This window comes from Marisediminitalea aggregata (assembly GCF_900129565.1).
GTDB classification, from domain to species: domain Bacteria; phylum Pseudomonadota; class Gammaproteobacteria; order Enterobacterales; family Alteromonadaceae; genus Alteromonas; species Alteromonas aggregata.
The window spans coordinates 407,035-433,387 of sequence record NZ_FQWD01000003.1 but is presented as its reverse complement, the minus strand read 5'-3'; the positions used below and the strand labels follow the sequence as shown (position 1 = coordinate 433,387).

Genomic DNA, 26,353 nt, shown 5'->3' with positions numbered 1-26,353 from the left:
AAATCCGGTATAGTAGAGGTTCTACAACCGACATTGTTGCTGAGTAAAATTCCTGCACTGGTAATCATTCTGACTTCTGGTAGAATGCGCGCGAATTCGACGCGGTGTGCTGTGGATTATTACCCCAGGGCAACGCTTACTAGGTAAGATATCGACGATGAATTGGCTGGATTACGCAATAATTGCTGTAATTGCGCTATCAACTGTGATCAGTTTGATGCGTGGCTTTGTCAAAGAAGCTATCTCTTTAGCGGTGTGGTTTGCCGCGCTCTTTATCGCCAGCCAGTTTTACGCCGACCTCGCGGTGTACTTTACCAAAATTAACGATGAACTTATTCGCAATGGTGCCGCTATTGCCGTGCTCTTTGTGGTCACTTTGATCCTTGGCGCATTGGTGAATCACGTAATTGGCCAGTTGGTTCAAGCTACCGGCTTGTCGGGAACCGACCGTGCGCTCGGCGCTGTTTTCGGTGGATTACGCGGCATTCTCATCGCAAGTGCGCTATTATTCTTTCTGGATACCTTTACGCCATCCGCATCGTCCACATGGTGGGAAGAGTCGGTATTGGTGCCAGAATTTGCAGTCATTATTGAGTGGTTTTTTAGCTACGTAAAAGACAGCTCCAGTTTTTTAACTCCCGCTTAAATAGGTAACCTGAATGTGTGGTATTGTCGGAATTGTTGGTAAAACACCGGTCGCCCAGTCGTTGTATGACTGTTTAACCGTGCTACAGCATCGTGGCCAGGATGCAGCAGGCATCATGACCATCGATAACGGTGTGTTCAATCTGCGTAAAGACAATGGATTGGTTAGAGACGTGTTTCACACACGTCATATGAAACGTTTGACGGGTAACATGGGTATCGGTCACTGCCGTTATCCTACTGCGGGCTCATCAAGCTCCGCGGAAGCTCAGCCATTTTACGTAAACTCGCCGTTTGGTATTGCGTTTGCGCACAACGGTAACCTTACCAATGCCCACACATTGCAGGAAGAAGTGGCACGTAACGCTCGTCGTCATGTAAACACCACGTCTGACTCCGAAATCCTGTTGAACATTTTTGCCCACGAGCTGCAAATTAAGACGACAGGCCTGACAGTATCACCAAAAGACATCTTTGATGTAGTGACCAAAGTTCACCAGAAAATCAGCGGCGCTTATGCAGTTGCGGCTGCCATAATCGGTTTGGGCATGGTAGCGTTTCGTGACCCCCACGGTATTCGTCCGTTAGCGCTGGGCAAGCGCGTTACTGAAATGGGCGACGAATATATGGTGGCGTCTGAAAGTGTTGCACTGGATGCCGTCGGTTTTAAATTTATTCGCGACGTAGCGCCGGGTGAAGCGGTGTTTGTTACCGAGCAGGGCGAACTGTTCACGCAACAATGTGCAGAAAACCCGGTAACATCACCGTGTATCTTTGAGTTTGTTTATTTTGCACGTCCGGACTCATTTATCGACGGTATTTCAGTATATGCGTCACGTGTAAACATGGGTAAAAAGCTGGGAGAAAAAATTGCCCGTGAATGGGCGGACCTGGATATTGACGTTGTGATCCCAATCCCGGAAACGTCAATGGATATCGCGCTGCAAATCGCCAATACCCTTGATTTGCCGTACCGCCAGGGGTTCGTGAAAAACCGTTATATCGGTCGTACATTCATCATGCCTGGGCAGACTATGCGTAAGAAATCGGTGCGTCGCAAACTAAACGCCATTTCTTCTGAATTTAAAGGCAAAAACGTACTGTTGGTTGATGACTCTATTGTGCGTGGTACTACGTCAGGGCAAATTATTGAAATGGCACGTGAATCTGGTGCCAAGAAAGTCTACTTTGCATCAGCCGCACCTGAGATTCGCTTCCCGAACGTGTACGGTATCGATATGCCATCGGCCAATGAACTGATTGCATACGGGCGTGAAATCGACCAGATTTCTGACCTGATCCAGGCTGACGGTCTTATCTTCCAGGACATTCAGGACCTCGTTGATGCGGTACAGCACGAGAATCAGCAAATTAAACGCTTTGAGACATCTGTCTTTGACGGTAACTACATAACCGGTGATGTTGACCAGTCTTACCTGGAACGCATTGACGTAGCGCGAAGCGAAAAAGCGCGCCAGGCACCGGTAGTGCAGGCAGAGTTGTCAAACCTGGAAATGCATAACATGGATTCGTAATCCAGAATAAACAGCCAGAGCCAAAAAAGCCGTACTCAGTACGGCTTTTTTAATGCAGTTTGCAAAAATCGTAGATGCGCATCAATGCATGTAAATTGGCCCGAGCCCCATGCTCCAAAGGATCACTGTGCTCGCCATCAGAATGACCAGCAGTACCAAACCGCAGGTTACCACTGAACTGGAGTAGATAAACCCTTTCTCTTCCGGGATGTGCATCAGAATTGGCACGCCTGAGTACAACAGATACACCGAATAAGACAAGCCAACTAATCCCACTGCCATGATAAACCAAAGCTCAGGATACAAACCGGCAAAGCCGACCATGAACAGAGGCGTAGCAGTATAAGCTGCCAGCTCAAGCGACTGGGTGTAAGTTGGCGCGGCATCGAATGCATTAGCAAGCTCATGAATTAAAATAGCCAGTAACACTACACCAGCAATCAGACCGAAATACATGGCGATGCTCATGGTCATCGCACTTTGCTGTGTCAGTTTAATAATTTCGCCAGCACCAATACTCCAACCCAGATGCGCAGCGGAGTAATAGCCAATAATGGCAGGGATCAGGGCAATAACGGCGATGTGACTGAGTGCGTAAAAGTAGCTTTCGTGACGTTGGTCAATGGTTTCCCATTCTTCTTTAGGGTGGGTATAAATACCCCACAAATGATTTAGGATCATAATGCCTCCCGGCTGGTTGATCTGCTGTTACCACTTATTATTTATTATTATGTTAACTGGTTAACATAATTGTTACATTTAGTCTCATCTAAGTATAAATTTAAGTCAATAGTTTTGGTTAAAAAATGATCTGCGTGAATTTTGTGTGTATTTTCGGCGTAAATAAGGTGGTACCACAAAGTGTCAGAGCTCCGTATTTCGCTACTTAGAACCACCTCGTTCCTGTGATAAACTTCACGCAGAAAGTGAATGCCGTTCAGAGAGAGTCCGTTGCAACAGTTACTAGCCCCCATCCACGCATTTTTAGGCTGTGAAACCCCCGAAGCCTGGGTTATTGAAGCTGCTAAACCTGAAAACCTGTCAACCGTGCTGCTTGATCATCTGGTATGTGAGCTCAAGGCCGCGCAATCCGCTATGTTTTTGATCCGTCGTTATGCGGTAGACAAGGAAAGTGGAGACGCGTTGTTGGCCTGGTTAAAGCCGTTTGAAGATTTTACCTATCGCAAGGTGGGCGACTGGAAAGCGCTGGCGAATCACGAAAAGCTGACTAAATCCATGATACCGAAATCGGGTACGCCTTATGGTCAGGACCTGATCGACAAAATGGTATTGTTGATAAAAGAAGAACTACATCATTTTTATCAGGTACTGGAAATCATGGAAGGTTATGGTATTACCTACGACACCATCAGCTCAAGCCGCTATGCAAGAGGCTTACTTCAACACGTAAAAACTCACGAACCGGCCGCGCTGATCGATAAGCTGATTTGTGGTGCGTTCATTGAAGCGCGTTCCTGCGAACGTTTCGCTGTGCTGGCCCCTCACGTAGATAAACCTCTCGGTGACTTTTATATCTCTTTATTACGCTCAGAAGCGCGTCATTATCAGGACTATCTGACACTGGCTGAAGAGATAGCTGGTAAAGATATATCAGAGCGCGTTGCGTTCTTCAGAGGCATTGAATCCGATTTGATATCGTCGCCCGATCAGGATTTTAAATTCCACAGTGGCTGTCCCGTTTGATTTGATGCGCCAGTGTCCCTTCTGTTTGCCCTGAAGCTCAATCGGGGCTTTACGTTATATTGTAAATAACTAATAAATATAAATTTTTTTGAAGTCTTGCTTTAAAATGCAGATAATTCATGGCAACATTTAATTAAGTCTATGACATCCTTGTCATTAGCACGCAAACAAGATAATAATAGCGATAATTAGGATACCTCTTACCCTGTATTATCGATGGAGCGATTGAATGTTTTCAAAAAGCAAGGCGCTTGCCGACAAGCTGCAAAAAGTGTCCGGGGAACTGTCTACCTTTAAACAGATCTTCGATAGTGTTAGCAGTGAAATGCTGCATGTGTCGATGAATCCGAAAGGTGAGTTAACCGACGCAAACGAGTTGTTCACGAGTGAAACCGGATTACCAGAACACACGCTTAAAGGTATTCCGTTCGTTGACTTAGTCCCGCCGAAAGCGCGAAATACTGAGCACTTTAAGCAGTTACAACGAGCAATCACAGAGCAATTGCACTGGTCTGGCGCGGTTGAAATAGACAACGGTACTGCTGAACATCTTTGGTTGAGGGTGATTATGCAGCCCATTCGTGACCCCAACGGCAATGTTTTCTCCATCGATTTATTTGCCAGCAACCTCACGCGTACCATCAACTCTTCCCGTTTAAATGAAAACATGATCAAAGCCATTAAACGCTCCACGGCTGTGATTGAGTTCACAATCGACGGTATTGTGCTGGACGCGAATGAGAATTTCTGTAAAACCATGGGCTATTCGTTGGATGAAGTCAGAGGGAAGCACCATCGCATGTTCTGTACCCGTGAAGAGGCGGAGAGCGCACAGTATGCAGACTTCTGGAAACGACTCAAGAGCGGTGAGTTCTTTGTTTCGCGCTATAAGCGCCTCGACAAACAAGGCCGCGAAATTTGGCTGGAAGGTTCGTACAACCCTATTTTTAATGCATACGGAGAACTGACCCGTTGTGTGAAATTTGCCAGCGATATAACCGAACAGGTAATGCAGGAACGTCGTGTTGCGGAAGCGGCAGATATGGCATATGAAACTTCTCGTCAAACCGGAGACAGCTCAACACGTGGACACGCGTTAATGCAGTCAACAGGCGATATGATGTCGGCGCTGGTAGACAAAATGTCGCAAGCATCTGAAAGTATTGATGCCTTGAACAAGCAGTCTCAGGAAATCAGTAAAATTATTCAGGCTATTGGCGGCATTGCTGATCAAACAAACTTACTGGCATTGAACGCTGCCATTGAAGCTGCCCGGGCCGGAGATCAGGGACGAGGATTTGCCGTTGTTGCTGATGAAGTTCGCGAGCTTGCATTCAGAACAACCAAATCGACAGATGAAATTGTTAACGTGGTAGCTGAAAACAGTCAGTTGGCTGAAGCGGCGGTTGACTCCATTAATGCCAGCAGAAAGAGCGCAATGGAAGCATTACAACAACTGAAAGACACACAGGCGGTTATACAGGAAATTCAGGATGGGGCAGAGCTGGTAGTAGGCGCAGTGTCGCAGCTGACTCAACACTAATCGCGTCCTTTTACGCCCATCTTTGAAAAGACGGCGCGCTGACCATGTAATGGTCAGTGCGCTGTTTCGTTACTGGCCATCACTTTTTGTTGCGCCTGTATCAGGTCGTTTAAGACAGCGTCCACCTTTTCCATATCAACCTGCATGGACTTGTCGATAGCGAGAAAAACCGGTACGTCCAGCGACGAGATCACAAACGAATCGATACCTTGTTCATGCCGGGTTAGCATATTTCCTACTACACGGTTCGTAACAAACCCATCGATCCGCCCCAGTTTCAGCATGTCTACCAAACTCTCATTGGAGTCCAGGTAGACAAGATCCTTGGGTTCAATATTGTATTCGGCAATAAACTTCTCAGAAATCCTGATCCCACGCATACCGCCAATACGCAAGCTGGTCCAGTTGTGCAGTTGCTTTTCCGGGATACCTGAACGGTAAAACAAAGCATATTGTGTTGTGTGAAGCGGTATCTTTGAAAATTGCAAATACTCGCTGCGATCTTCAATGTTGGCCAATGAGAAATAACACTGAAATGGCTCGGTATGAATAGAGCGTTTAAGTCGTCCCCAAGGGATATCAATAAATTCGATATCCCAATTCATTGCTTTTGACAACGCCCGCAGTAATCCGATGTCGCGGCCAGTTGGCGGTTCGTCCTCGGTAAATACAGTGTATGGCGGATAGTGCGTAGTTACGCAATCCACTTGCTGATTTGCGAATAGACTCGCAGAAAAGAGTGTACTTGCAATAAGTACAAATTGAAGTCGAAACAAAGTAACCCTGACACTGGTTAAGAATACTATTTAGCCTTTTCATTGTAGTGCTTAGCGGGTCATTTTTCGAATAGTCATTAGTTTAATTTAGGAGTGTCTTTACGGCGTGATGCGAGCCAACAACTCATCCCCTGATGAATTAAGATGACCTTATCCCCGGCATTGAACGTCTCACCGGACTCAAGTGGTTTCACTTTCACTCGTTTTTCATGTTTTTGATGATCCAATACAATGGCGTCCGCCATTGTATTATTCGCTTCCGCGGCAGTTATGATTTGTGCTACCGCGCCAGATAATTCGTGCTGTTCCGTAGAGGTTAGTGTTGAATTGGTCTGTGCGGCCAGAGCTTTACGCATAACAAATTGAAGTCGAAAGAATAGCGCGCTCACTATGGTAATACTCAACGCGCCGCTCACAGCAAATATCCAGAACTCCGAGACCATAACGTCGGCATAGCGACGGAATCCGAACTGATAAACCAGTCCCTGTAGACTAAAAAGAAACAAAAAGAGCAATAGCCAGCCGCTACCTGAAACTGAATACCAGTAAGATGTTAAATGTTCCGGAGGAGGGTGTTTTGAAGACAGCAGGCCAAACTGGTGTTGATCAAATAAACCAAATAGATCGGTTTTACACAATAACCCTACGCACTCGAAGAGCATGACCACGAAGAGGATGATCAGAATAGATCCATACAAAAAGTTCTCTGGAGAGAGCAACCAAACCGCCATTATCACCTTCCTTGATGCACGGTGTTAGTGATGTGCTGCTATAACGCAGCGTGTTACCTACATTTTTATAACACATATTTTGCATCTCGCCAGCGGTGACAGGTTGGCAATAGGTATGTTTTTACAGACGGTGGTATAAACCGTCTGTAATACCCCAATTTATCTCAATGGTGGTGACCACTGCCAATCGCCTCGCCATCGGTATTGTAGTAGCCGGAAGCGCCTTTCTCGATAAAGCCCTGATGCACCATTTTCGTCAAGAACGGATCGGTGTGATCGTCACCAATATCAGCAAAATCTGTTGTCTGATAGGTAAAACGTTTGGCGAAGAACGCGTCGATAGGTGCCGGGTCAAAACTGAGTTTGGTGAGTGTCCATTCCACGGTCTGTGACGGTGAGAGTACCTTAAACGAACGGGCTATATATAACTCCGGGAGCCAAATCAGGGTCCAGGTAGCGTCGCCTTTCGTTAATGTATATGTCTGGCTTCGCTCACAACCTTCGCCTACCGTTTTACCTGGCTCCATACTGGCAAGCAGGCTGTCACTGAACAGTTGATTGCGATAGCTCCAGCTGGTTTCCGTTTTGCCGTGCACCGACTCGCCAGGTTGATATTCAATCGCGCGGTTATGCGCATCAAAGTAGCGCGTGGGTTTTATCAGGCGTTGCTGCACATGTTCCCAGGTTTCGGTGATCCGGGTTTGCGGATACTCATGGGCAACCACGTTAGGTTGTCTCCATAAGTTGAGTAATTTGGTCTTGTCACTGTTGGCCGAGTGAGTATGGATTTTATATTCTGCCTGAAGTGTGGCGGACTGGCTTTCACAAGTATTGGCAATTGCCGCGTTGGTAGTCAGGCCAAGGGTAGTCATTAAAACAAGTGCTTTGTACATCATTTGTCTCTAATTTACTTATGGGATGCGTCGTTAAATACGCAAAAAGGGTCGCCGCTAAGCGACAACCCTTGTTTGTTACTTAGCGCTGGATTATTCCATTGCCTGCTCAGCTTGGTTGATGATGTCACCCGCGTAATCCATAACATGGAAAATCACGCTTTGTTCATTGGTGCCATTCACTAACCAGGCGCCAGGGCCTTTGGCATAAATACCAACATCTTCACCGGCGTGGGTTTCGGAACCCAGAGGTACCAGGGCTTCCTGGTGGTAACCCGAGGCGGTGGTGTCAACATCAGTCAGGTCCTGACGGCCAGTACTTTCTGCAAGGGCATACGTAGCGTCTGCATCAGTTTCGTCGCCTAAGTTGCGGAAGCCTAAACCATTGGTGTAACCCAGGGTCGTGTAGGGTAGGTCGTCAGCCGCAGTCGCTGGCTCGTCTGAACCCACGTTAACGACTTTACCCAGAATTGGATTACCGCGCTTCGGATAACCCGCAATGGTAAATACGTGGCTGTGGTCAGCGGTTACAATGATGAGCGTATCGTCATCGCTGGTCATTGCGTCAGCGGCTGCTACTGCATTGGCAAACTCAATTGTGTCAGTCAGGGCATTGTATGCACTGCCTGCGTGGTGACCGTGGTCGATACGACCAGACTCTACAACAAGGAAGAAGCCATCGTTGTTGTTGTCCAGCACCTGAATGGCTTTTTCGGTCATTTCTGACAGTGATGGTTCACCCGCCACATCGTTTGCGCGATCGGCTTCGTACTGCATATGTGATTCGTTGAACAAACCAAACACTTTGCTGGTGGTTTCCGTGTCGATAGCGTCAAAACCAGCCTGGTCGAATACGTAGGTACCCGAGGTATACATGGCTGCCCATTCTGCTGTCAGATCACGACCATCAGTGCGGTCACCTTCAACGGCACTTACTGCATCCGGGCTGTTGAAGCTGGCATCTTTAGGCAGGAAGTGACGACGACCGCCACCCATTACGACTTCAATACCGTCCACGTCCAGACCGTCATAACGGGCTTCCAGGTTCGCCTCGAAGTTAACTAACTGGTCGGCGATATCTTTGCAGCCTGCTTCTACCGCTTCAGCCGGCATATCTGAGATATCTTCCCAGTTGCGGTCAGCAGATTTGGCATAAGTGGCAGCCGGGGTTGCGTGGGTAATACGGGCAGTAGCGATGACACCGGTAGATTTACCCGCGATTTCCGCCAGTTCCAGCGCAGTAACCAATTCATTACCCGCAACGGTTGAACAGTCGCCACGCACGATGTCTTCATCAACACCAATGACACCCACGTCGGTTTTAAGGCCCGACATCATCGCTGTCATGGTACCGGCTGAATCTGGTGTTTGTGCATCAACGTTATAGGTTTTAGATAAACCGGCAAACGGGAACTGGTCGAAGCTCAGTTTGTTCTCTTCACCGTCCAGGCCTTTCATTTGGCCATCAAGGATACGAGCGGCCGTCACAGTTGAAATACCCATGCCGTCACCGATGAACAAGATGATGTTCTTTGCCTGTCCGCGCAGTGACGTGACTGTGCGTTCCAGGTCAGCCTTGCTGGTAACCACCACATTGTTGCTGTTCAGGCTGTTGGTCGACAGCGCGCCGGTTGCCTCCAACCACACGGTTTTATTGGCTTCTACTTCCGCTGCGGCTTCAACAAACCAGTCATTGTTTAACGAGGTCAGCAACTCTGAAGAGTCTACTGAAGAGGCCGGTGGAACACAGACGTAACTGGTTGAACTGATTTCAGATGAAGACAGGGCACCATCACCATCGCTGTCTAATCCAGAGTCGATTTGAACACCGCTGTTAGGGCAGTTGGCGTCGCCGACAGCCAGTTGGGTTTGCACTACCAGGCTGGATACACCGTCAGCGCCATCTACGCCATTTGCTCCATCCTGACCATCGTCACCGTCTAATGAACATGCGCTTAAACCGATTACGGCAGCGGCAACAACACTTAGCTTAAATAAATTCATGGTTATAACTCCGCTTATTCTTCTACCAGATCCAAAGCCTGATTAATCAGGTGGAATACCACGTTTTGCTCTACAACACCTTGTACCAACTGACTGCCAGGGCCGGTTGCATGCAAAGAGATGTCTTCACCCGCGTGGGTTTCAGAGCCCAGTGGAATTAATGCTTCCTGGTGATAACCTGAAGCGGTGGTATCAATGTTAGTAAGGTCAACCCGGCCGGTATTGGCATCGTAGGCATAAACCGCATCGGCGTCTGTTTCGGTGCCAAGATTCTGATGACCTAAACCGTTGGTGTAGCCTAATGTGGTGTACGGCATATCGTCAGCGGCAGTAGCTGGCTCGTCTGAACCGACATTTACCACTTTGCCCAGAATCGGGTTACCGCGTTTTGGATAACCAGCAATGGTAAATACGTGGCTGTGGTCAGCGGTGACCAAAATCAGGGTTTCTTCCGGGTTGGTGTTTTCGTAAGCGGCCTTAACTGCAGCTTCGAAGGCTAGCGTATCGGTAAGGGCGTTATACGCGCTGCCAGCGTGGTGACCATGGTCAATACGACCAGACTCAACCATCAGGAAGAAGCCTTTGTCGTTGTTATCCAGAATATTGATGGCTTTTTCGGTCATCTCGGCAACGGAAGGCTCACCCGCAATGTCATTGGCGCGGTCAGCTTCGTATTGCATGTGTGATTCGTTAAACAAACCAAACACGCGTTCTGTGGTTTCAGTATCAATCGCGTCAAAACCCGCCTGATCGATAACGTATACCCCGTTTTCGTACATTTGCTGCCATTCACTGGTCAGGTCACGGTCATCTGTACGGTCGCCTTCAACACTGCTCACTGCATCAGCACTGTTAAATGCTTCGTCTTTCGGCAGGAAGTGACGGCGTCCGCCCCCCATAACGACTTCGATACCGTCAACGTCGATACCTGAAAAACGCGCTTCAAGGTTGCTTTCAAAGTTTACCAACTGGTCGGCAATATCAGTACAGCCAGCAGTAATAGCGTCTTCTGGCATATCCGAAACGTCTTCCCAGTTACGGTCAGCGGATTTGGCGTAGGTCGCAGCAGGCGTTGCGTGCGTAATACGGGCAGTTGAAATTACACCGGTAGACAAGCCCTTAATTTCAGCCAGCTCTAATGCGGTAACGACTTCGTTACCAGCAACAGTGGCGCAGTTGCCACGTTCGATGTCTTCATCAACACCAATGACACCCACGTCGGTTTTAAGGCCGGACATCATGGCCGTCATGGTACCCGCTGAATCGGGTGTTTGCGCATCAACGTTGTAGGTTTTCACCAGCGCAGAGTGAGGAAACTCTTCAAACGTCAGGTAGCCTTCTTCACCCAACTCGCCAGCATTCTGGCCTTTCAGAATACGCGCTGCAGTTAGGGTTGAAACGCCCATGCCGTCGCCTACAAATAAGATAACGTTTTTTGCTTTGAACTTGTTGTTTACTTCGAGCTTCTGTTCGATTTTCGATTGCGCGTCGGTAAACCACGCACTTTCTGCCTGGTGTGTGGGCAGAACATCAGCATGTAGCCCTGAAGATACAGCCATAGCAACAGCACTGGCAGTGAGTTTCCAGTTCAGTTTCATTGTGATATTCCCAATAGTGACTTTTAATTTTTATGTTTTGCAGCTTAGTTGCTGCTTAAACGAGATACATCGGAAATGCACAGGTAGATGTGATTGCAAATCAGTACCTTGGTCTGGCATCCGAATGCAAGTAGCCTAGTGGGGTTTTATGAATGTTAATTTATAACATTGTGAAGTTTTGCTTGCAGAAATCTTACTGAAGCTTGTCAGATTTATGACAGAGGGCGTTAATTGAACTGGCGTTTTTCCAGGCTCACGTCGACGGCACTGACGCGTAATACGCTGCCCTGGGTGTACCAGTCGCCCAGCACAATGCGGTGCGCAGGTTTATTGTTAACGGTAAGCGAATGGATATTGGGGCGATGGGTGTGACCATGAATCAGTCTGGCAACATTGTGTTTCTGCATCACCTTTTCAACTTCTTCAGGTGTGACATCCATGATCTCAGCCGTGAGCTTTTGCTGATTTTTCTGACTGGTTTTTCTGCCACGTTCGGCCAGTTTACGTCGTAACCAAAGGGGCAGGGAGCCCACTAGTCGTGGCCACCACCATCCACGGGCTTTCTTGCGAAACTTCTGGTATTCCACATCCAGTGTACACAACTCGTCACCGTGCATGATCAACGTTGGTTCGCCGTATAAGTCGATTACATGTTGTTCGGGCAACAGTGTCATACCCGCCTTGTTCGCCCAGCCCTGACGAATGGCGAAATCGCGATTGCCGTGAATAAAATACACAGGGATAGACTGGGACAGCGTGTTGAATGCCGCGGCGATTTGCTCTGACAGCGGGGTAACATCGTCATCGCCTAACCAAAATTCAAACAAGTCACCCAGCACATAAAGCGCCTCTGCCTGAACGGCATCACTGGCGAGAAACTCCAGTAAACACCGGGTTATGTCCTCGCGTTCTGCACTTAAGTGGATGTCAGCAATGAAGTAGGTAAATGGCATGCAAAATCAGTCTGTTGGCATTAAAAAGGGAGTCATTGGACTCCCTTACACTATTCAATGGGCGAGCATCTTATTCGCTGACGACCGCATTTTCAATGACTACTGCTTCAACCGGTACATCCTGGTGATAACCATAGTTGCCAGTTTTCACATTTTTGATTTTTTCTACTACGTCCATACCAGCAGTCACTTTACCAAATACACAGTAGCCCCAACCGTTCATAGACTCGCTGCTGAAATTAAGGAAATCATTGTCCTTCACGTTAATGAAGAACTGCGCGGTAGCTGAGTGTGGATCGTTAGTACGGGCCATGGCAATGGTGCCTGCAGCATTAGCAACGCCGTTGTTGGCTTCGTTTTCAATAGGATCCTTGGTGGTTTTCTGTTCCATATCCGGCGTCATACCGCCGCCCTGAATCATAAAACCGTCGATTACGCGGTGGAAAATGGTACCGTCGTAGAAGCCGTCTTTTACGTAAGATAAGAAGTTTTCAACGGTTTTAGGTGCTTTGTCGGCAAATAATTCCAGGGTAATGTCGCCGTGATTTGTTTTTAACGTCACCATAGTAGTTAACCTTATTGTTGTGTCGCTGAATCAGTGTTTGCAATAGTAGCCCAATTGACGCGAGGCTAAAAGACCTTATCCACGCCCGCCCCGTTAAAGCGTAGCAACTGCCTCACGACAGTGCTAAACTTCGGCACCAATTTCAGGATATTGAGGAATCTACCGTTATGTTGCAGCTGTTTAACACCAAAACCCGTCAGAAAGAGCGCTTCCAGCCGCTGGTTGAAGGGAAGGTGGGATTATATGTGTGCGGCATAACTGTATATGACCTGTCTCATATGGGTCACGCCCGAACGTATTTGAGCTTTGATGTACTGGTGCGCTACCTGCGCCACTTAAATTTCGATGTGAAATACGTTCGTAACATTACCGACGTGGACGATAAAATTATTGCGCGTGCCAATGCCAACAACGAATCGGCTGAAGCACTGACTGAACGCACGATTGGGATGATGCACGAGGATTTTGCGGCGCTGAATTTACTTGAGCCCGATGTAGAGCCTCGCGTTACCGGTCATATGAGCGAAATTATCGACGTTATTCAACGCCTTATTGATAAAGAGTTTGCTTATCAGGCGGAGAGCGGCGATGTGCTGTTCGATGTCAGTAAATACAATGACTATGGCAAGTTAAGCCGTCAGAACCTGGAGCAGTTGCAGGCCGGTGCCCGTGTTGAAGTTGCGCAGGGTAAAGACGATCCGCTGGATTTTGTGTTGTGGAAAACCGCAAAGCCAGGCGAGCCAAGCTGGACATCACCCTGGGGTGAGGGGCGTCCGGGCTGGCATATCGAATGTAGCGCAATGAACCATAAACACCTGGGTGAGCATTTTGATATCCACGGCGGTGGTTCAGATTTGATTTTCCCTCACCATGAAAACGAAGTGGCACAAAGCTGCTGTGCATTCGATACGCCGTATGTAAATACCTGGATGCACACGGGCATGGTGCAGGTAAACGACGAGAAAATGTCCAAGTCGCTGGGCAACTTCTTTACGCTGCGGGACGTACTGGCTGAACACGATGCAGAGATTTTGCGTTTCTTCCTGATGTCGGCCCATTATCGCAGTCAGTTGAGTTACTCGCAGGACAACATCGACCAGGCCAAGTCGGCATTGGAGCGTTTGTACACGGCATTGCGCGGTGTCGATGTGAACAGTGTGACAGACTTAAGTTACGGTGGTTACCTGGCGCGATTCGAAACGGCGATGAACGATGATCTGAATGTTCCGGAAGCCTATTCGGTGTTATTCGACCTTGCTCGCGACCTGAACAAGCAAAAAGACAATGCCGAAGAAGCCGGCAAGTTGGCGGCTGTTTTGAAGGGAATCGGCGGCATTCTCGGATTTTTACAGCGTGACCCTGAGGCGTTTTTACAATCAGGTGGCGATGATGACGCGGCTGAAATTGAAGCGCTGATCAAAGCCCGAAATGATGCTCGCGCAGCCAAAGATTGGGGCGCTGCCGATGCGGCTCGCGACAAACTTACGGCCATGGGGATCGTGTTGGAAGATGGTGCTCAGGGCACTACCTGGCGTCGTCAGTGACGTTGTTTTATTTAAAGACACTAATCGTTGGCTGACAAACTCAGCCAACGGTTTACTCTTGTGCAATAAGCGGCAAATTCATCACCGAAAAGCGTATGCATCATGCGCTCTTCGGGTTGAATTTGAAAACGTTGAAGGTACAACAAGGTGGCGAGTGCAAACACAAACCCGCTTGCATCTCGAAAAATAAACGCACTGCCTGCAACGCCCATCACCAAGCCCAGATACATAGGGTTTCGTGTGTATGCAAATATGCCGCTACTGACTAAGTTGCTGGCGTTCTGAATACTGTGAGGGTTGACGGTGGTGCGGTGTTTCCTGAACGCGACGACACCGGCAATGCCTACAATACCCCCGGCAACAAAAATCACAAATCCCAAAGGTCGCAGTGGATAGGGCAGCGGCAGCCAGCCAAAATCACTAACAAACCAGGTGGCAATGAGTGCCAGTAGAAACACAACCACTGGCGGGACTTTAAGCTCAAGGTGCTTTAACATCAGTATCATCCACGATGTTGGCGGCTTTATTCGCCTGTTTTTGTTGTTGCTTCTCGATTAAATGGGACTTCCAGCGCTGCTGTGATACATGACCTTTTATGGCCTCGATACACTCGTTGACGACCAGTAAAAACTCATCTTCGAGGTTTTCTTCGGCAACGGTGAAGTCTTTTAACCCGTGCGCAAAAAACTCCTCAATGTCTTTTGCTTCCAGATCGGCGAGCAGGTTCACTATTGAGGCGGTAACGATATCTGTTACGGCGCTTTCCAGGGTATTTTCAATGGTTTTGCCGACAACCGGTACGTAAGAAAGAGTAGAGACCTGCGCGTTTTCTCGCACCGCTTTGCCTACGCTGTCTTTCACATGGCGTCGAATCACATCGCCGTGTTTACTGTCGTTGATTGACTGACCGAAGTGATTCACCATGCTTGATAGCCAGTTGCTGATCACCGGACGACGCGGGGCTAATACATTTTGCGTGATGTCTTCAATGAGCGGAGAGCCCGCGGCGATATCCTGCTGCGCATCCGATAGTACTTTTACGACTATACGGTCACTTAATTCTTCAACAAATACGTCGTAGTAAAACGCGATAAACCGATACAGGGCGGTCTGGTTCAGGTCGATAATCTGATGTTTGTGCAATCGGTACAGAATCGAGAATATTCGCAGAAAACGGAATATTCGGGTACCGCCCAAGGGAATACAGCCGACTAAGTCATACCATCGTAAAAACGGGAAAAAATACCATCTGAGGTGTTCTTTGCGTTTTATGGCCACTGCCCATCGCAAAAAGAACTCACTCAGGAAAATGGTAATGAAGATCAGATCGACCAGGATAAAGTTGCGGTGAATGGGTTCGTAGAAACTGACAAAAGTCGGTGACCAGCTACTCAGCGTATCCTGCACAAACGCGGTGCCGTACAGGCCGTCGAATAATAAAAACAGCAGGTTAAGAAGCAGCAGACCCAACATAGTCAGGTCGAGCAGTAACCAAGGCCCTTCGTGGCTGTTGCGCAGGTTTTCCCGGTTAATCCTTAACATTGGGCCTCCTGCTTATCCGATATTTTTAAGGCGTGTCACGTCGACGTGCAACGTGAGTTTCTGACCCGGCTGCAGAAATTTTTTCGGGTTAAGGTTGTTCCACTTGGTAATATCGCTGGTACGGATATTGAATTTTTGTGCTATACGCGCCAGCGAGTCGCCGCGTTTCACCGTATAGGTGAGGGTGCGCATAATCGCGTCACGTTTTTGCTCGTCACTGGCTTCATTCACCCAAATCACCAGGGTTTTTCCCGGCATGAGTGGATCGGTAGGGGCCATGCCGTTCCATTTTGCTAACGAACGGGTGCTGATGTCGTACTTACGGCTGATATCCCATAGGGTATCGCCAGACTTTACTTCGTGCGTTAGCTGGTAGCTACCACGTTTTTTGTTCTGGGTGGTCGCCAGTCGCTGATCTTCCGATAACGAATACGCGTCCAGCTTTTTCAGCGCCACAGGAACCATGATGTGATCGCCAACCCGGATCATATTACCTTGCATATCGTTCACGCTTTTGATCACATCAACCGTGGTGTGATATTCCTTCGCCAGCTTCAACAAGCTGTCACCAGCGCGAACTTTATGACGAACCCAGTTAAGCCGCTCATTGCGCTCCACGTTTGCCAATGCCTGCGTAAAGCTTTCTGCGTTGTCCAGCGGCAATACCAAACGGTGCGGGCCATCTGGGTCGGTTGCCCAGCGATTAAAGCCGGGATTAAGCGCATGCAGCGACTTCAGGTCCATGTCAGCTAACTCAGCCGCAAAAGCAAGGTCGACCTGAGAGCCAATATCAACGGTAGCGATGACCGGCGCATTTTCGATTTCAGGCCATTTGAAAGCGTATTGTTCATGGTTTTTCAGAATATCGGCCAGTGCCAGCAGTTTTGGTACATAAGCGCGGGTTTCTTTGGGTAAATCCAATGACCAGAAGTCAGTGGGCTTTCCGGCTTTGGCATTGCGCTTGATGGCTTTGCCCACACGGCCTTCACCACTGTTGTAAGCGGCTAGTGCATGCAGCCAGTTACCGTCGAACATGTCATTCAGGTAGGTCAGGTAATCCAATGCCGCGGCAGTTGAGGCAATAACGTCGCGACGACCGTCGTACCACCAGGTTTGCTGAATACCGAAACGTTTGGCCGTGCCCGGAATAAACTGCCACATACCCGCAGCTCTGCCATGGGAGTAGGCAAACGGGTCAAAGGCGCTTTCTACAATCGGCAATAACACCAGCTCAAGGGGCATATCGCGCGCTTCGATTTGTTGCACAATATAATACAGGAAAGGCTTGGCACGTTTGGATACCCGTTCCATGTAAGCCGGGTGTTTCAGGTACCAGTCGCGCTGAATGGCTATGCGTTTGTTGTCTGGGATTTCAAACTGAAACTGATTGCTGGCGCGCACCCACAGGTTAGCAATGACCTCTGGCTCTGCAGGATCCTGCGCGGGGTCAATGTCTACCTCGACTTCCTCAGTGGGGTGCATAACCTCGATCACGCCCTCATTGGCGAGTTCACAGTCAGCCTGATCGTTTATATTGGTGTGGGCAATTTCGCAGGTAGTGCGGTTGTCTGCAACCTCAGGTTCTGCTTCGTCCGGGCCGGTCAACTGACAGCCTGTAAGCATAGACGTAACCAAAATGGACAATACAGACAACTTAAACTTCATTTAAAAACTTACCCTTAGATCGTGTGAGGCACATTGCCAGTGTACGCAAGTCTGCGTACTAATGCATCCTGTTGATTCGCTTCGCGCGTGTTTTACGCCGGAAATAGTACTAAAGATGAACGCGTTAAGCGTTGTCTTTCCATTTCCTTAACTGGGTAAAGACGGCAATTTCGTCTGAAAGTTCCGCGTTAGCGTACTGGCTGACGTTTTTTACAACAGCCGGGTCGTCACAACGCAAAAAGGGGTTTACCTTGCGCTGTGTTGCCAGATCGGAAGGTAGCGTTGGTAAGTCATTGGCACGGGTAGTATTGACCCACTCTGAATAGGCGTTAAGCTGGTCGTTCTCCGGGTCTACGGTAAGCGCAAATTTCACATTTGCCAGGGTATATTCATGGGTACAGTAAATTGCGGTGTCCGGCGGGAGTCGTTTAATTTTGTTTAAAGACCGGTGCATTTGGCCCGGAGTGCCTTCAAACAGGCGGCCGCATCCAGCGGCAAACAGCGTATCACCACAAAACAGTGCGTTATGACCGTAAAACGCAATGTGGTCCAGCGTATGTCCCGGCACTTCGATTACCGAAAATTCGCAACCCACAGCGGGCAGTTTCACCATATCGCCCTGAGCGACTGATTTGGTAATGCCACTGATATGGCCGCCACGCGGGCCAATTACCGGCAGGTCGTCGATTGCTTCTGCGAGCGCGGTGATGCCGCCGGTGTGATCCCGGTGGTGGTGGGTAATGAGAATTGCCGAGAGTGTCAGACTGTTTTTTTCACAAAAAGCCAACACCGGCGCGGCGTCACCTGGATCAACTACCACGGCCTGACTGCCGTTATGCAAACACCATATATAGTTGTCGGTAAACGCCGGGATAGGTGTGACCGTAACCGACGTAGGAAATCCCTGCATACTCGTCATCGTTTGTTCGCATGTTGTATTTCAATACCCAGATACTATAAAGTTGTTATGTTGCATGCAATACATGCGATGTATTATTCAATCAAGGACATCACCACAACACGCTATGAAATCTGCGTTCCGTTCAAAACCGCCACATTACCCTCAGAGCTGGTCAGAGTTACCCGGCGGCGAAGAATTAAAACTCGTGATAGAGCAGGTTTGCAACGAGCTCAGTCAACGTGTGTTTGGTTATCATATGGTTAAGATGGGTAACCTGAGTAGCGAAATTTCACTGCCGGATTGCTCTATACGCCACCAGATTCAGCAGACACAGGTTGCCTCGGCTCATTCCGGTATTATCACGCGTTCTGATAACCTGCCTTATGTTGAAAACAGCATCGACGGCGTGCTGTTGGCGAACGAACTGGATTTTGCCCAGGACCCCCATGAAATCCTGCGTGAGGTGGACCGGGTTATTACTGCCAATGGTTATGTCATCATCAGTGGCTTCAACCCTTTTAGTTTAACCGGTATGGCGCGTTTCTTACCGATTAAACGGGGTAACGTACTGCATTCGGCGCGGTTTTTCTCGGCAGGCCGCATTAAGGACTGGTTACAACTACTCGGTTTTGAGGTGGTTGAACACCGTCATATTCTGTTTTCTGTTTTGTTCGCCCAGCAAGCCGCTAAGCAACCTGCTGCATGGCAACAATGGTGCAGTCGTCACTGCCCCTGGTGCTCGTCTGTGTATGTGTTACTTGCTCGTAAACGCACGATTCCCATGACAACGATTAAAGCGAAGTGGAAGGTTAAACCCCGTTTCTCTGCTGTGGGTGCCAGCATGCGCGATGCCGCTTCAAGAACGCACAGTTAGGTGTGTTAGATCCCGGCACAAGGCCGGGACGACGATAGATGAAGGCTCCCCTCTATAACCGTCATCCCCGTTTCCTTCTTATCGTCATCCCCGCGAAGGCGGGGAACTATGGAAACACCCGAAGACGTAGGAAAATTCCGTGGGTTGTATCAAAAGTTCCCGGCACAAGGCCGGGACGACGATTGATGTAAGTTCCCCCGATAACCGTTACCCATGCCTGATACATCCGTCACCCCAACCCATTACAGCCATCATTCCCGCTTCCTCCTTAACATCATCCCCGCCCACCGCTTCTGTCATCCCCGTTTCCTTCTTATCGTCATCCCCGCGAAGGCGGGGAACTCAGGAAACATCCGAAGGCATATGAAAACCCGTAGGCTATAAACAAAAATCCCGGCGCATGGCCGGGATTTTTAAGAAAGGTAAGTTGTTCAGTGGTCCTCAGAGAAAACCGAGGGACACATTATTTAACCCGCATACCAGGCTGGGCGCCTTCATTTGGCTCAAGAATGTATAGCTCTTTGCCACCAGGGCCGGCGGCAAGTACCATGCCTTCAGACATACCAAAGCGCATCTTGCGCGGTGCCAGGTTGGCAACCATAACAGTGTGTTTGCCAATCAGGTCTTCCGGCGCATACGCTGATTTGATGCCAGCAAATACCTGACGGGTTTCGCCACCCAAATCCAGCTCTAATCGCAACAGCTTGTCGGCTTTCTCTACGTGCTCTGCATTGGCGATGCGCGCGATACGCAGGTCAACTTTCGCAAAGTCGTCGAAAGAAATGGTTTCACTGATTGGATCTTTCGCCAGCGGGCTGTTCGGATCGATTTTCGGCTTAGCCGCCAGACTTTCTTTTGACGCTTCAACCATCGCTTCAATTTTGTCCATTTCGACACGCTGCATCATTGGCTTAAACTTGTTAATGGCATGACCGGTTAGCACAGACTGGCTGCTTTCCCAGGTTAGTTCGTCGTTCAGGAAGGCTTCTGCCTTTTCAGCGAGTACAGGCAATACCGGCTTCAGGTAAGTAACCAGAATACGGAACAGGTTGATGCCCAATGAACAAACGTCATGAGTAAACTGCTGCTTGGTTTCGTCTTTAATAGTTACCCAAGGCGCGTTGGTGTCGATAAACTGGTTAGCTTTGTCTGCCAACGCCATAATTTCGCGAACGGCCTGGTGATATTTGCGCTTTTCAAATAGCGCAGCAATAGGCTCAGCCGCATTTTGGAACTGAGCAACCAACTCAGGTTCAAGCACGTTGTCAGATAGCGTGCCGTCGAAACGCTTGGTAATAAAGCTCGCACAGCGACTGGCAATATTCACTACTTTGCCTACCAGGTCAGAATTCACTTTTTGCGCGAAGTCTTCAAAGTTCAGGTCGATATCGGTTACGCCGTCACCCAGTTTAGACGCAAAGTAATAGCGCAGGTATTCCGGGTTTAGGTGGTCAAGGTAGGTGCGGCCTTTAATGAACGTACCGCGAGACTTTGACATCTTGGCGCCATTAACAGTTACGAAGCCGTGAATATTTACGCCACTTGGCTTGCGGTAACCCGCACCTTCCAGCATCGCAGGCCAGAACAGGCAGTGGAAATACGTGATGTCTTTACCAATGAAGTGGTAAAGCTCAGCATCTGAGTCTTTGTTCCAGAAGCTGTCGAAATCGACGTTGTTGCTGTCACAGAAATTTTTAAAGCTGGCCATGTAGCCAACCGGTGCGTCTACCCAAACGTAGAAGAACTTGTTAGGCGCGCCGGGAATTTCGAAACCAAAGTAGGGGGCATCACGGCTGATGTCCCATTGTTGCAGGCCATCTTCAAACCATTCCTGCAGCTTGTTGGCCATTTCTTCCTGAATAGCACCCGAGCGGATCCAGTCTTTCAACATACCTTCGAACTGCGGCAGGTCGAAGAAGAAGTGCTCAGACTCTTTCAGAATTGGTGTTGCACCTGATACCACTGAACGTGGGTTTTTCATTTCAGTCGGGCTGTAAGTTGCACCACATACATCACAGCTGTCGCCGTTTTGGTCTTCTGCATTACAGCTCGGGCAGGTACCTTTAACGAAGCGGTCCGGCAAAAACATGTTCTTTTCCGGATCAAACAACTGGTTAATGGTACGCTTGCTAATGTAGCCCGCGGCATCCAAACGACGGTAAATCTCTTCGCAATAATGCTGATTTTCCGGTGAATGCGTAACATAATAGTTGTTGTAATCAATATGGAAGTCGAGCAGGTCCTGATGGTGTTCTGCGCGAGTTTGAGCCACCATTTCTTCCGGTGTAATTCCCAATTCCTGGGCTTTTAACATTACCGGCGTACCGTGTGCATCGTCGGCACAAACACTGTAACATTCGTGTCCGCGCAGGCGCTGGAAACGCGTCCAGATATCGGTTTGGATGTGCTCAAGTAAATGGCCCAGGTGAATGGAACCATTGGCGTAAGGTAACGCACTGGTTACCAAAATACGGCGCTTGCCTTGGGGAAGCTGACTCTGTTCTGACATAGACTATTATTGTTCGGCTTTTAAGCTAATGGAAATGGCGCAAATACTAGCGGAAATGCGCTTTTTTTGCATTAAGTAATGTTGTAAAACCTTTAAATTTGCAGGTAATCCATGTTTTTTTCCGGTCGAGCTAAAAAACCTGACGCAGTTATTCAATTTATTGCCGAAAAACTGGCCAGCTATTTTTCCGTTGAAGCCGCTGATGCGATAAGTTGGTGTGCGTTAAATGACAAACAGGTTACCGTCACGTTTCCGTTTGCGTGTAAAACCCAGTGGCCGGCAATTGAAGCGTTTTTGCAGCAAGCATTGAACGGCGAAAATAACGGTGAGAAATACAGCGGTATGTCGGTAACCCTGAACCAGTCGATTCAAAGTGGGCAAACGTTAAAGCCACCGGTTACCAACGTGCGAAACATTATCGCTGTGGCTTCGGGCAAAGGCGGGGTAGGAAAGTCTACGACCAGTATTAACCTGGCCAGTGCGCTGCTTCAGGAAGGCGCGACCGTGGGTATTCTGGATGCGGATATCTATGGCCCATCTGTGCCAATTATGCTGGGAAATACCACAGAACGGCCGCAAACAGCTGATAATAAGCACATGCAACCGCTAAAGGCTCATGGCTTGGTCGCCAATTCAATTGGTTATTTGGTACCCGCTGAAGATGCAGCGATTTGGCGAGGCCCCATGGCCAGTAAAGCACTCGCGCAACTGATAAATGAAACTCTGTGGCCAGTGCTGGATTATTTGATTGTAGATATGCCACCGGGTACCGGCGACGTGCAGCTCACCATGGCTCAGCAAGTGCCGTTAACTGCAGCCGTCGTGGTAACAACGCCTCAGGATCTGGCATTAGCAGATGCCCAAAAAGGCATTGCGATGTTCAATAAAGTGAATATTCCTGTGTTGGGTCTGGTTGAAAACATGAGTTACTACCAATGCACCGCGTGTGGCCATAAAGACTATATCTTTGCCAAAGACGGCGGGCAGGCACTGGCTGAACGTTACGGATTACCTCTACTTGGCGCATTACCTCTGAATACTTCTATTCGCGAACATGCGGGCAACGGCAAGCCGCTGCTGGTTAGTGAGCCAGATCATGTGTTGTCTGACGCTTACCGTGATATGGCTAGAGCTGTATCCATGCAACTGGCGCTGACCGTGCCGGAATCGCAGCATGGCGCGAAGCATATCAAAGGCGATCCCATTGTATTTAATCCGGTAGACAACTAAAAAGCAGGGGCAGGGCAGTTTCGCTGCAATTCAGATTGATTGCCAGCTATGACCACCGCATAATACGCCCCTAAACAACCTATTGCCGTTCATTGTTAACGCCATTCTAAGCCAATACAGAGACATTCTATGCGATTAAGCGACCGTGACATTTACGACCATTTGCAGTCTGGCAAAATCATCATTGATCCCCAGCCGGGCTACGAGCACATCAGTGGTGTAACGGTAGACATGCGCCTGGGTAATAAATTTCGCGTGTTTGAAGATCACGCCGCGCCTTATATCGACTTGAGCGGCCCGAAAGCCGAGGTACAGGCAGCGCTGGAGTCGGTAATGAGTGATGAGATTGTGTTGCCAGAAGGCAAAGCCTTCTTCTTGCACCCCGGTGAACTGGCGCTGGCCATTACGCATGAATCGGTGACCTTGCCAGACAACATAGTGGGTTGGTTAGACGGCCGTTCTTCGTTGGCGCGACTAGGCTTAATGGTGCACGTAACCGCACATCGCATTGATCCTGGCTGGTCTGGCAATATAGTGCTGGAATTCTATAACAGCGGAAAATTACCTCTGGCGCTACGCCCAATGATGAAAATTGGTGCGCTGAGTTTTGAAGTGCTTAGTCGACCGGCGGAAAAACCTTACAATGCCCGCGTAGATGCAAAATACAAAGGGCAGGCCGGTGCAGTCGCCAGCCGTATCAGCTCAGACTCTCAGTCTTAAACGACATTTCTGACATTTTTACGTCACTGTAAATACGCTGCTTTTGTGCTCTGCAAAAGCAGCAGGTTCTATTGCTTATCTCTTTAATTCCTATATCAATTTTACTTTTCTTAACGAATAACTCATCACTCGCTTTGTTAAAATAATGTTTATTTGATGCGCTATTTTCTTTACTTAATCGATTAAGTGCTCTAGGGTGTTATGCAACGTCTACTTAAACTATTAAGAGAAACCTATGCGCGCATTATTGCTTTTAGGCTGCCTGGTCAGCGGTGGGTTGTCCGCTGCTGAGTTGTCGGTTACGTCGCCCGATAAATCGATTCAGTTTACCTTTTCCGATGACAGTGGCTTTGCTCAATACACTGTTACCTATAATGGCGAGGAACTGATGCGCCCCGGACGGTTGGGTTTTTCTTTTGCCGACGCCAAACCCATTTACAAGCAGCTGTCATTAAAAGAAGTCAGCCGCGATAGCGCCAATGACACCTGGGAGCAACCCTGGGGCGAGCAGCGTCTAATCAATAATCACTATAACGAGTTGGTAGTCAACTTCAGTGAAAAAGGCGATGCGGACAATGCGTTTAAAGTCCAGGTACGCGTATTCGACGATGGCATAGGTTTCCGTTATCACGTGGATGCCGAAGGCGCGCGCACTATTACCCGTGAAATGACCGAGTTTTCTATTGTTGATTCACACACCTCTACCGCGTATTGGATCCCGGGTCAGGGCTATGAGCGTCAGGAATACCTGTATCGCGAAACCCGTCTGCAGGACGTCGATAAAGCCAGTACGCCCATGACCATTAAACTGGCCAACGGCGTACATTTGGCTATTCACGAGGCCGCGCTGGTGGATTATGCAGGCATGAGCCTGAATCGCATGAATTTGGGCCGGTTTGAAGCTGATTTAGCCCCGCGCGCTGATGGCGCAAAAGTACGCAAAACGGGAAGTTTCACTACGCCATGGCGTACAGTGCAAATTGCACCGAATGCCGCTGGCCTTATTAATTCTTACCTTACACTCAACTTAAATGAGCCGAACAAACTGGGTGACGTAGATTGGATCACTCCGGGCAAATACATTGGTATTTGGTGGGGCATGCATATCCAGAAATACACCTGGGGATCAGGTAAAAAGCACGGGGCTACCACTGAAAACACCATGAAGTACATGGACTTTGCGGCAAAGCACGGTTTCGATGGTGTGTTGGTTGAAGGCTGGAACGTTGGCTGGGACGGCGACTGGATCCAAAACTCAGAGCTGTTTTCTTTTACCGAGAGTTACCCCGACTTCGACATAGAAAAAGTCACTGAATACGGCAAAAGCAAAGGGGTGAAGTTAATTGGTCACCATGAAACCTCGGGCGGCATTACTAACTACGAAAACCAGATGGAAGATGGTTTCGCCCTGTACGAAAAATTGGGCGTAGAGCAAATCAAAACCGGTTACGTAGCACATGGCCAAAGCCTGAAACGTACCACTGAAGATGGCATCAAACGGTTTGAATATACCGACAGCCAGCCTGTGGTGAATCACTTTATTCATAACGTGAACACGGCGGCTAAGTACAAGATCAGCATTAACACCCATGAGTCGGTAAAAGACACCGGATTGCGCCGCACCTATCCAAACTGGATCGCCCGTGAAAGTGCCAGAGGGCAGGAATATAACTCAGGCTGGCAATCGCCAAACCCGGCAGAACATGTTCCTATGCTGGCGTTCACCCGCATGCTTTCTGGTCCCATGGACTTTACCCCAGGCATATTTGATCTGGATTACCCGCCCATTCAGGGAGGCACAGAAGAACATGGCCGCACTAAATACATGCGCCCGCATACAACAATTGCCAAGCAGTTAGCCGAGTATGTAGTGATTTATAGCCCTATTCAAATGGCCGCAGATTTGCCAGAAAACTACGAGGCCAAGCCTGCGCCATTCCAGTTTATTAAAGACGTGCCCACCGACTGGGAGAAGAGCATAGCGCTGCAAGGTGAAGTAGGGGACTTTTTGGTGATTGCGCGTAAAGAAAAGCAGCACCGCCATTATTCAGGTAACGACTGGTATTTAGGTGCCATTACAAATGAGGATCCGCGCACGGTAAACATTAAGCTGGATTTCCTGGAACCGGGTAAGACTTTTGAAGCGCAAATTTACAGAGATGCGAAAAGAACCGACTGGAAGACTAACCCTTATGACGTGGATATCAGTAAACGGAAAGTCACTAGTAAAGATACTTTAACCCTGCACCTTGCTGCGGCAGGTGGTGCGGCTATAAGGTTTAAACAGCTGTAATACAGTAACATAATCCAGTGAGACCAAAGGCGTCTGGTTGCCCAATTCCAGGCGCTTTTTTCGTCATTACCTAACTACCTGTAGAACAATACTTTTAGTCTTTTCCATTTTGCAGTAGAACTGAATCG

22 protein-coding genes are annotated in these 26,353 nt (G+C 48.7%); 9 read left to right on the top strand and 13 right to left on the bottom strand.

Annotated features, from left to right (window positions below; genetic code table 11):
• The first annotated feature begins 157 nt into the window (after positions 1-157).
• On the top strand, positions 158-646 hold the full coding sequence (locus tag BUB81_RS09915) for a CvpA family protein (protein WP_073322178.1): 489 nt from the start codon (positions 158-160) through the stop codon (positions 644-646).
• A gap of 13 nt (positions 647-659) precedes the next feature.
• The gene (gene purF / locus BUB81_RS09910; RefSeq protein ID WP_073322175.1) at positions 660-2,180 is read left to right on the top strand and encodes an amidophosphoribosyltransferase; all 1,521 of its coding nucleotides are present in this window, start codon (positions 660-662) and stop codon (positions 2,178-2,180) included.
• An 81-nt stretch (positions 2,181-2,261) separates the two neighbouring features.
• Here purF and BUB81_RS09905 read toward each other — a convergent pair whose 3' ends face one another.
• A complete protein-coding gene (locus BUB81_RS09905) occupies positions 2,262-2,861 on the bottom strand; it encodes a Yip1 family protein (protein WP_073322172.1) in 600 nt (199 codons plus the stop codon).
• 249 nt (positions 2,862-3,110) lie between these two features.
• Here BUB81_RS09905 and miaE point away from each other — a divergent pair, with 249 nt between their 5' ends.
• Together miaE and BUB81_RS22480 are read left to right on the top strand one after the other, a co-directional pair.
• Entirely contained in the window at positions 3,111-3,884 is a 774-nt protein-coding gene (miaE, locus tag BUB81_RS09900) for a tRNA isopentenyl-2-thiomethyl-A-37 hydroxylase MiaE (RefSeq protein WP_175555796.1), read from the top strand.
• 229 nt (positions 3,885-4,113) lie between these two features.
• Positions 4,114-5,427 (top strand): methyl-accepting chemotaxis protein, encoded by a 1,314-nt coding sequence (locus BUB81_RS22480; protein WP_073322169.1) that lies wholly within the window; start codon positions 4,114-4,116, stop codon positions 5,425-5,427.
• Positions 5,428-5,480: 53 nt separating this feature from the next.
• Here BUB81_RS22480 and BUB81_RS09890 read toward each other — a convergent pair whose 3' ends face one another.
• The 7 genes from BUB81_RS09890 to BUB81_RS09860 form a co-directional block, all read right to left on the bottom strand.
• Positions 5,481-6,203 (bottom strand): substrate-binding periplasmic protein, encoded by a 723-nt coding sequence (locus BUB81_RS09890; protein ID WP_073322166.1) that lies wholly within the window; start codon positions 6,201-6,203, stop codon positions 5,481-5,483.
• Between the two features lie 77 nt (positions 6,204-6,280).
• On the bottom strand, positions 6,281-6,934 hold the full coding sequence (locus BUB81_RS09885; RefSeq protein ID WP_073322163.1) for an OB-fold-containig protein: 654 nt from the start codon (positions 6,932-6,934) through the stop codon (positions 6,281-6,283).
• Between the two features lie 164 nt (positions 6,935-7,098).
• Positions 7,099-7,830: a hypothetical protein gene (locus BUB81_RS09880; RefSeq protein WP_175555795.1), complete on the bottom strand. Its 732-nt coding sequence runs from the start codon at positions 7,828-7,830 to the stop codon at positions 7,099-7,101.
• A gap of 90 nt (positions 7,831-7,920) precedes the next feature.
• Positions 7,921-9,831: an alkaline phosphatase gene (locus BUB81_RS09875; RefSeq protein WP_073322157.1), complete on the bottom strand. Its 1,911-nt coding sequence runs from the start codon at positions 9,829-9,831 to the stop codon at positions 7,921-7,923.
• Positions 9,832-9,845: 14 nt separating this feature from the next.
• Positions 9,846-11,429, bottom strand: a complete 1,584-nt coding sequence (locus BUB81_RS09870; protein WP_073322154.1) for an alkaline phosphatase — start codon at positions 11,427-11,429, stop codon at positions 9,846-9,848.
• 227 nt (positions 11,430-11,656) lie between these two features.
• Complete coding sequence (lpxH, locus tag BUB81_RS09865; protein WP_073322151.1) at positions 11,657-12,382, bottom strand: UDP-2,3-diacylglucosamine diphosphatase; 726 nt, start codon at positions 12,380-12,382, stop codon at positions 11,657-11,659.
• A 70-nt stretch (positions 12,383-12,452) separates the two neighbouring features.
• Positions 12,453-12,947: a peptidylprolyl isomerase gene (locus tag BUB81_RS09860; RefSeq protein WP_073322148.1), complete on the bottom strand. Its 495-nt coding sequence runs from the start codon at positions 12,945-12,947 to the stop codon at positions 12,453-12,455.
• 167 nt (positions 12,948-13,114) lie between these two features.
• Here BUB81_RS09860 and cysS point away from each other — a divergent pair, with 167 nt between their 5' ends.
• Positions 13,115-14,491: a cysteine--tRNA ligase gene (gene cysS / locus BUB81_RS09855; RefSeq protein ID WP_073322145.1), complete on the top strand. Its 1,377-nt coding sequence runs from the start codon at positions 13,115-13,117 to the stop codon at positions 14,489-14,491.
• Positions 14,492-14,511: 20 nt separating this feature from the next.
• Here the strand turns inward: cysS and BUB81_RS09850 are convergent, their stop codons facing one another.
• The 4 genes from BUB81_RS09850 to gloB form a co-directional block, all read right to left on the bottom strand.
• Positions 14,512-14,988: a methyltransferase family protein gene (locus BUB81_RS09850; RefSeq protein ID WP_073322142.1), complete on the bottom strand. Its 477-nt coding sequence runs from the start codon at positions 14,986-14,988 to the stop codon at positions 14,512-14,514.
• Entirely contained in the window at positions 14,972-16,033 is a 1,062-nt protein-coding gene (locus BUB81_RS09845) for a hypothetical protein (RefSeq protein WP_073322139.1), read from the bottom strand. Before BUB81_RS09845 ends, BUB81_RS09850 begins: the two co-directional genes overlap by 17 nt.
• 12 nt (positions 16,034-16,045) lie before the next feature.
• A complete protein-coding gene (locus tag BUB81_RS09840; RefSeq protein WP_073322136.1) occupies positions 16,046-17,698 on the bottom strand; it encodes a lytic transglycosylase in 1,653 nt (550 codons plus the stop codon).
• 124 nt (positions 17,699-17,822) lie between these two features.
• On the bottom strand, positions 17,823-18,608 hold the full coding sequence (gene gloB, locus BUB81_RS09835) for a hydroxyacylglutathione hydrolase (protein WP_425435070.1): 786 nt from the start codon (positions 18,606-18,608) through the stop codon (positions 17,823-17,825).
• 115 nt (positions 18,609-18,723) lie between these two features.
• On the opposite strand from gloB, the gene BUB81_RS09830 reads away from it, so the two are divergent.
• Entirely contained in the window at positions 18,724-19,473 is a 750-nt protein-coding gene (locus BUB81_RS09830) for a class I SAM-dependent methyltransferase (RefSeq protein WP_073322129.1), read from the top strand.
• A gap of 463 nt (positions 19,474-19,936) precedes the next feature.
• On the opposite strand, the gene metG is transcribed toward BUB81_RS09830, so the two are convergent.
• A complete protein-coding gene (gene metG / locus BUB81_RS09825; protein ID WP_073322126.1) occupies positions 19,937-21,982 on the bottom strand; it encodes a methionine--tRNA ligase in 2,046 nt (681 codons plus the stop codon).
• 111 nt (positions 21,983-22,093) lie between these two features.
• Between metG and apbC the strand changes: the two genes are divergently transcribed.
• The 3 genes from apbC (at position 22,094) to BUB81_RS09810 (ending at position 26,225) form a co-directional block, all read left to right on the top strand.
• On the top strand, positions 22,094-23,212 hold the full coding sequence (gene apbC / locus BUB81_RS09820; protein WP_073322123.1) for an iron-sulfur cluster carrier protein ApbC: 1,119 nt from the start codon (positions 22,094-22,096) through the stop codon (positions 23,210-23,212).
• Positions 23,213-23,341: 129 nt separating this feature from the next.
• Entirely contained in the window at positions 23,342-23,932 is a 591-nt protein-coding gene (gene dcd / locus BUB81_RS09815) for a dCTP deaminase (RefSeq protein ID WP_073322120.1), read from the top strand.
• Positions 23,933-24,167: 235 nt separating this feature from the next.
• On the top strand, positions 24,168-26,225 hold the full coding sequence (locus BUB81_RS09810; RefSeq protein ID WP_073322117.1) for a glycoside hydrolase family 97 protein: 2,058 nt from the start codon (positions 24,168-24,170) through the stop codon (positions 26,223-26,225).
• Positions 26,226-26,353: the final 128 nt, after the last annotated feature.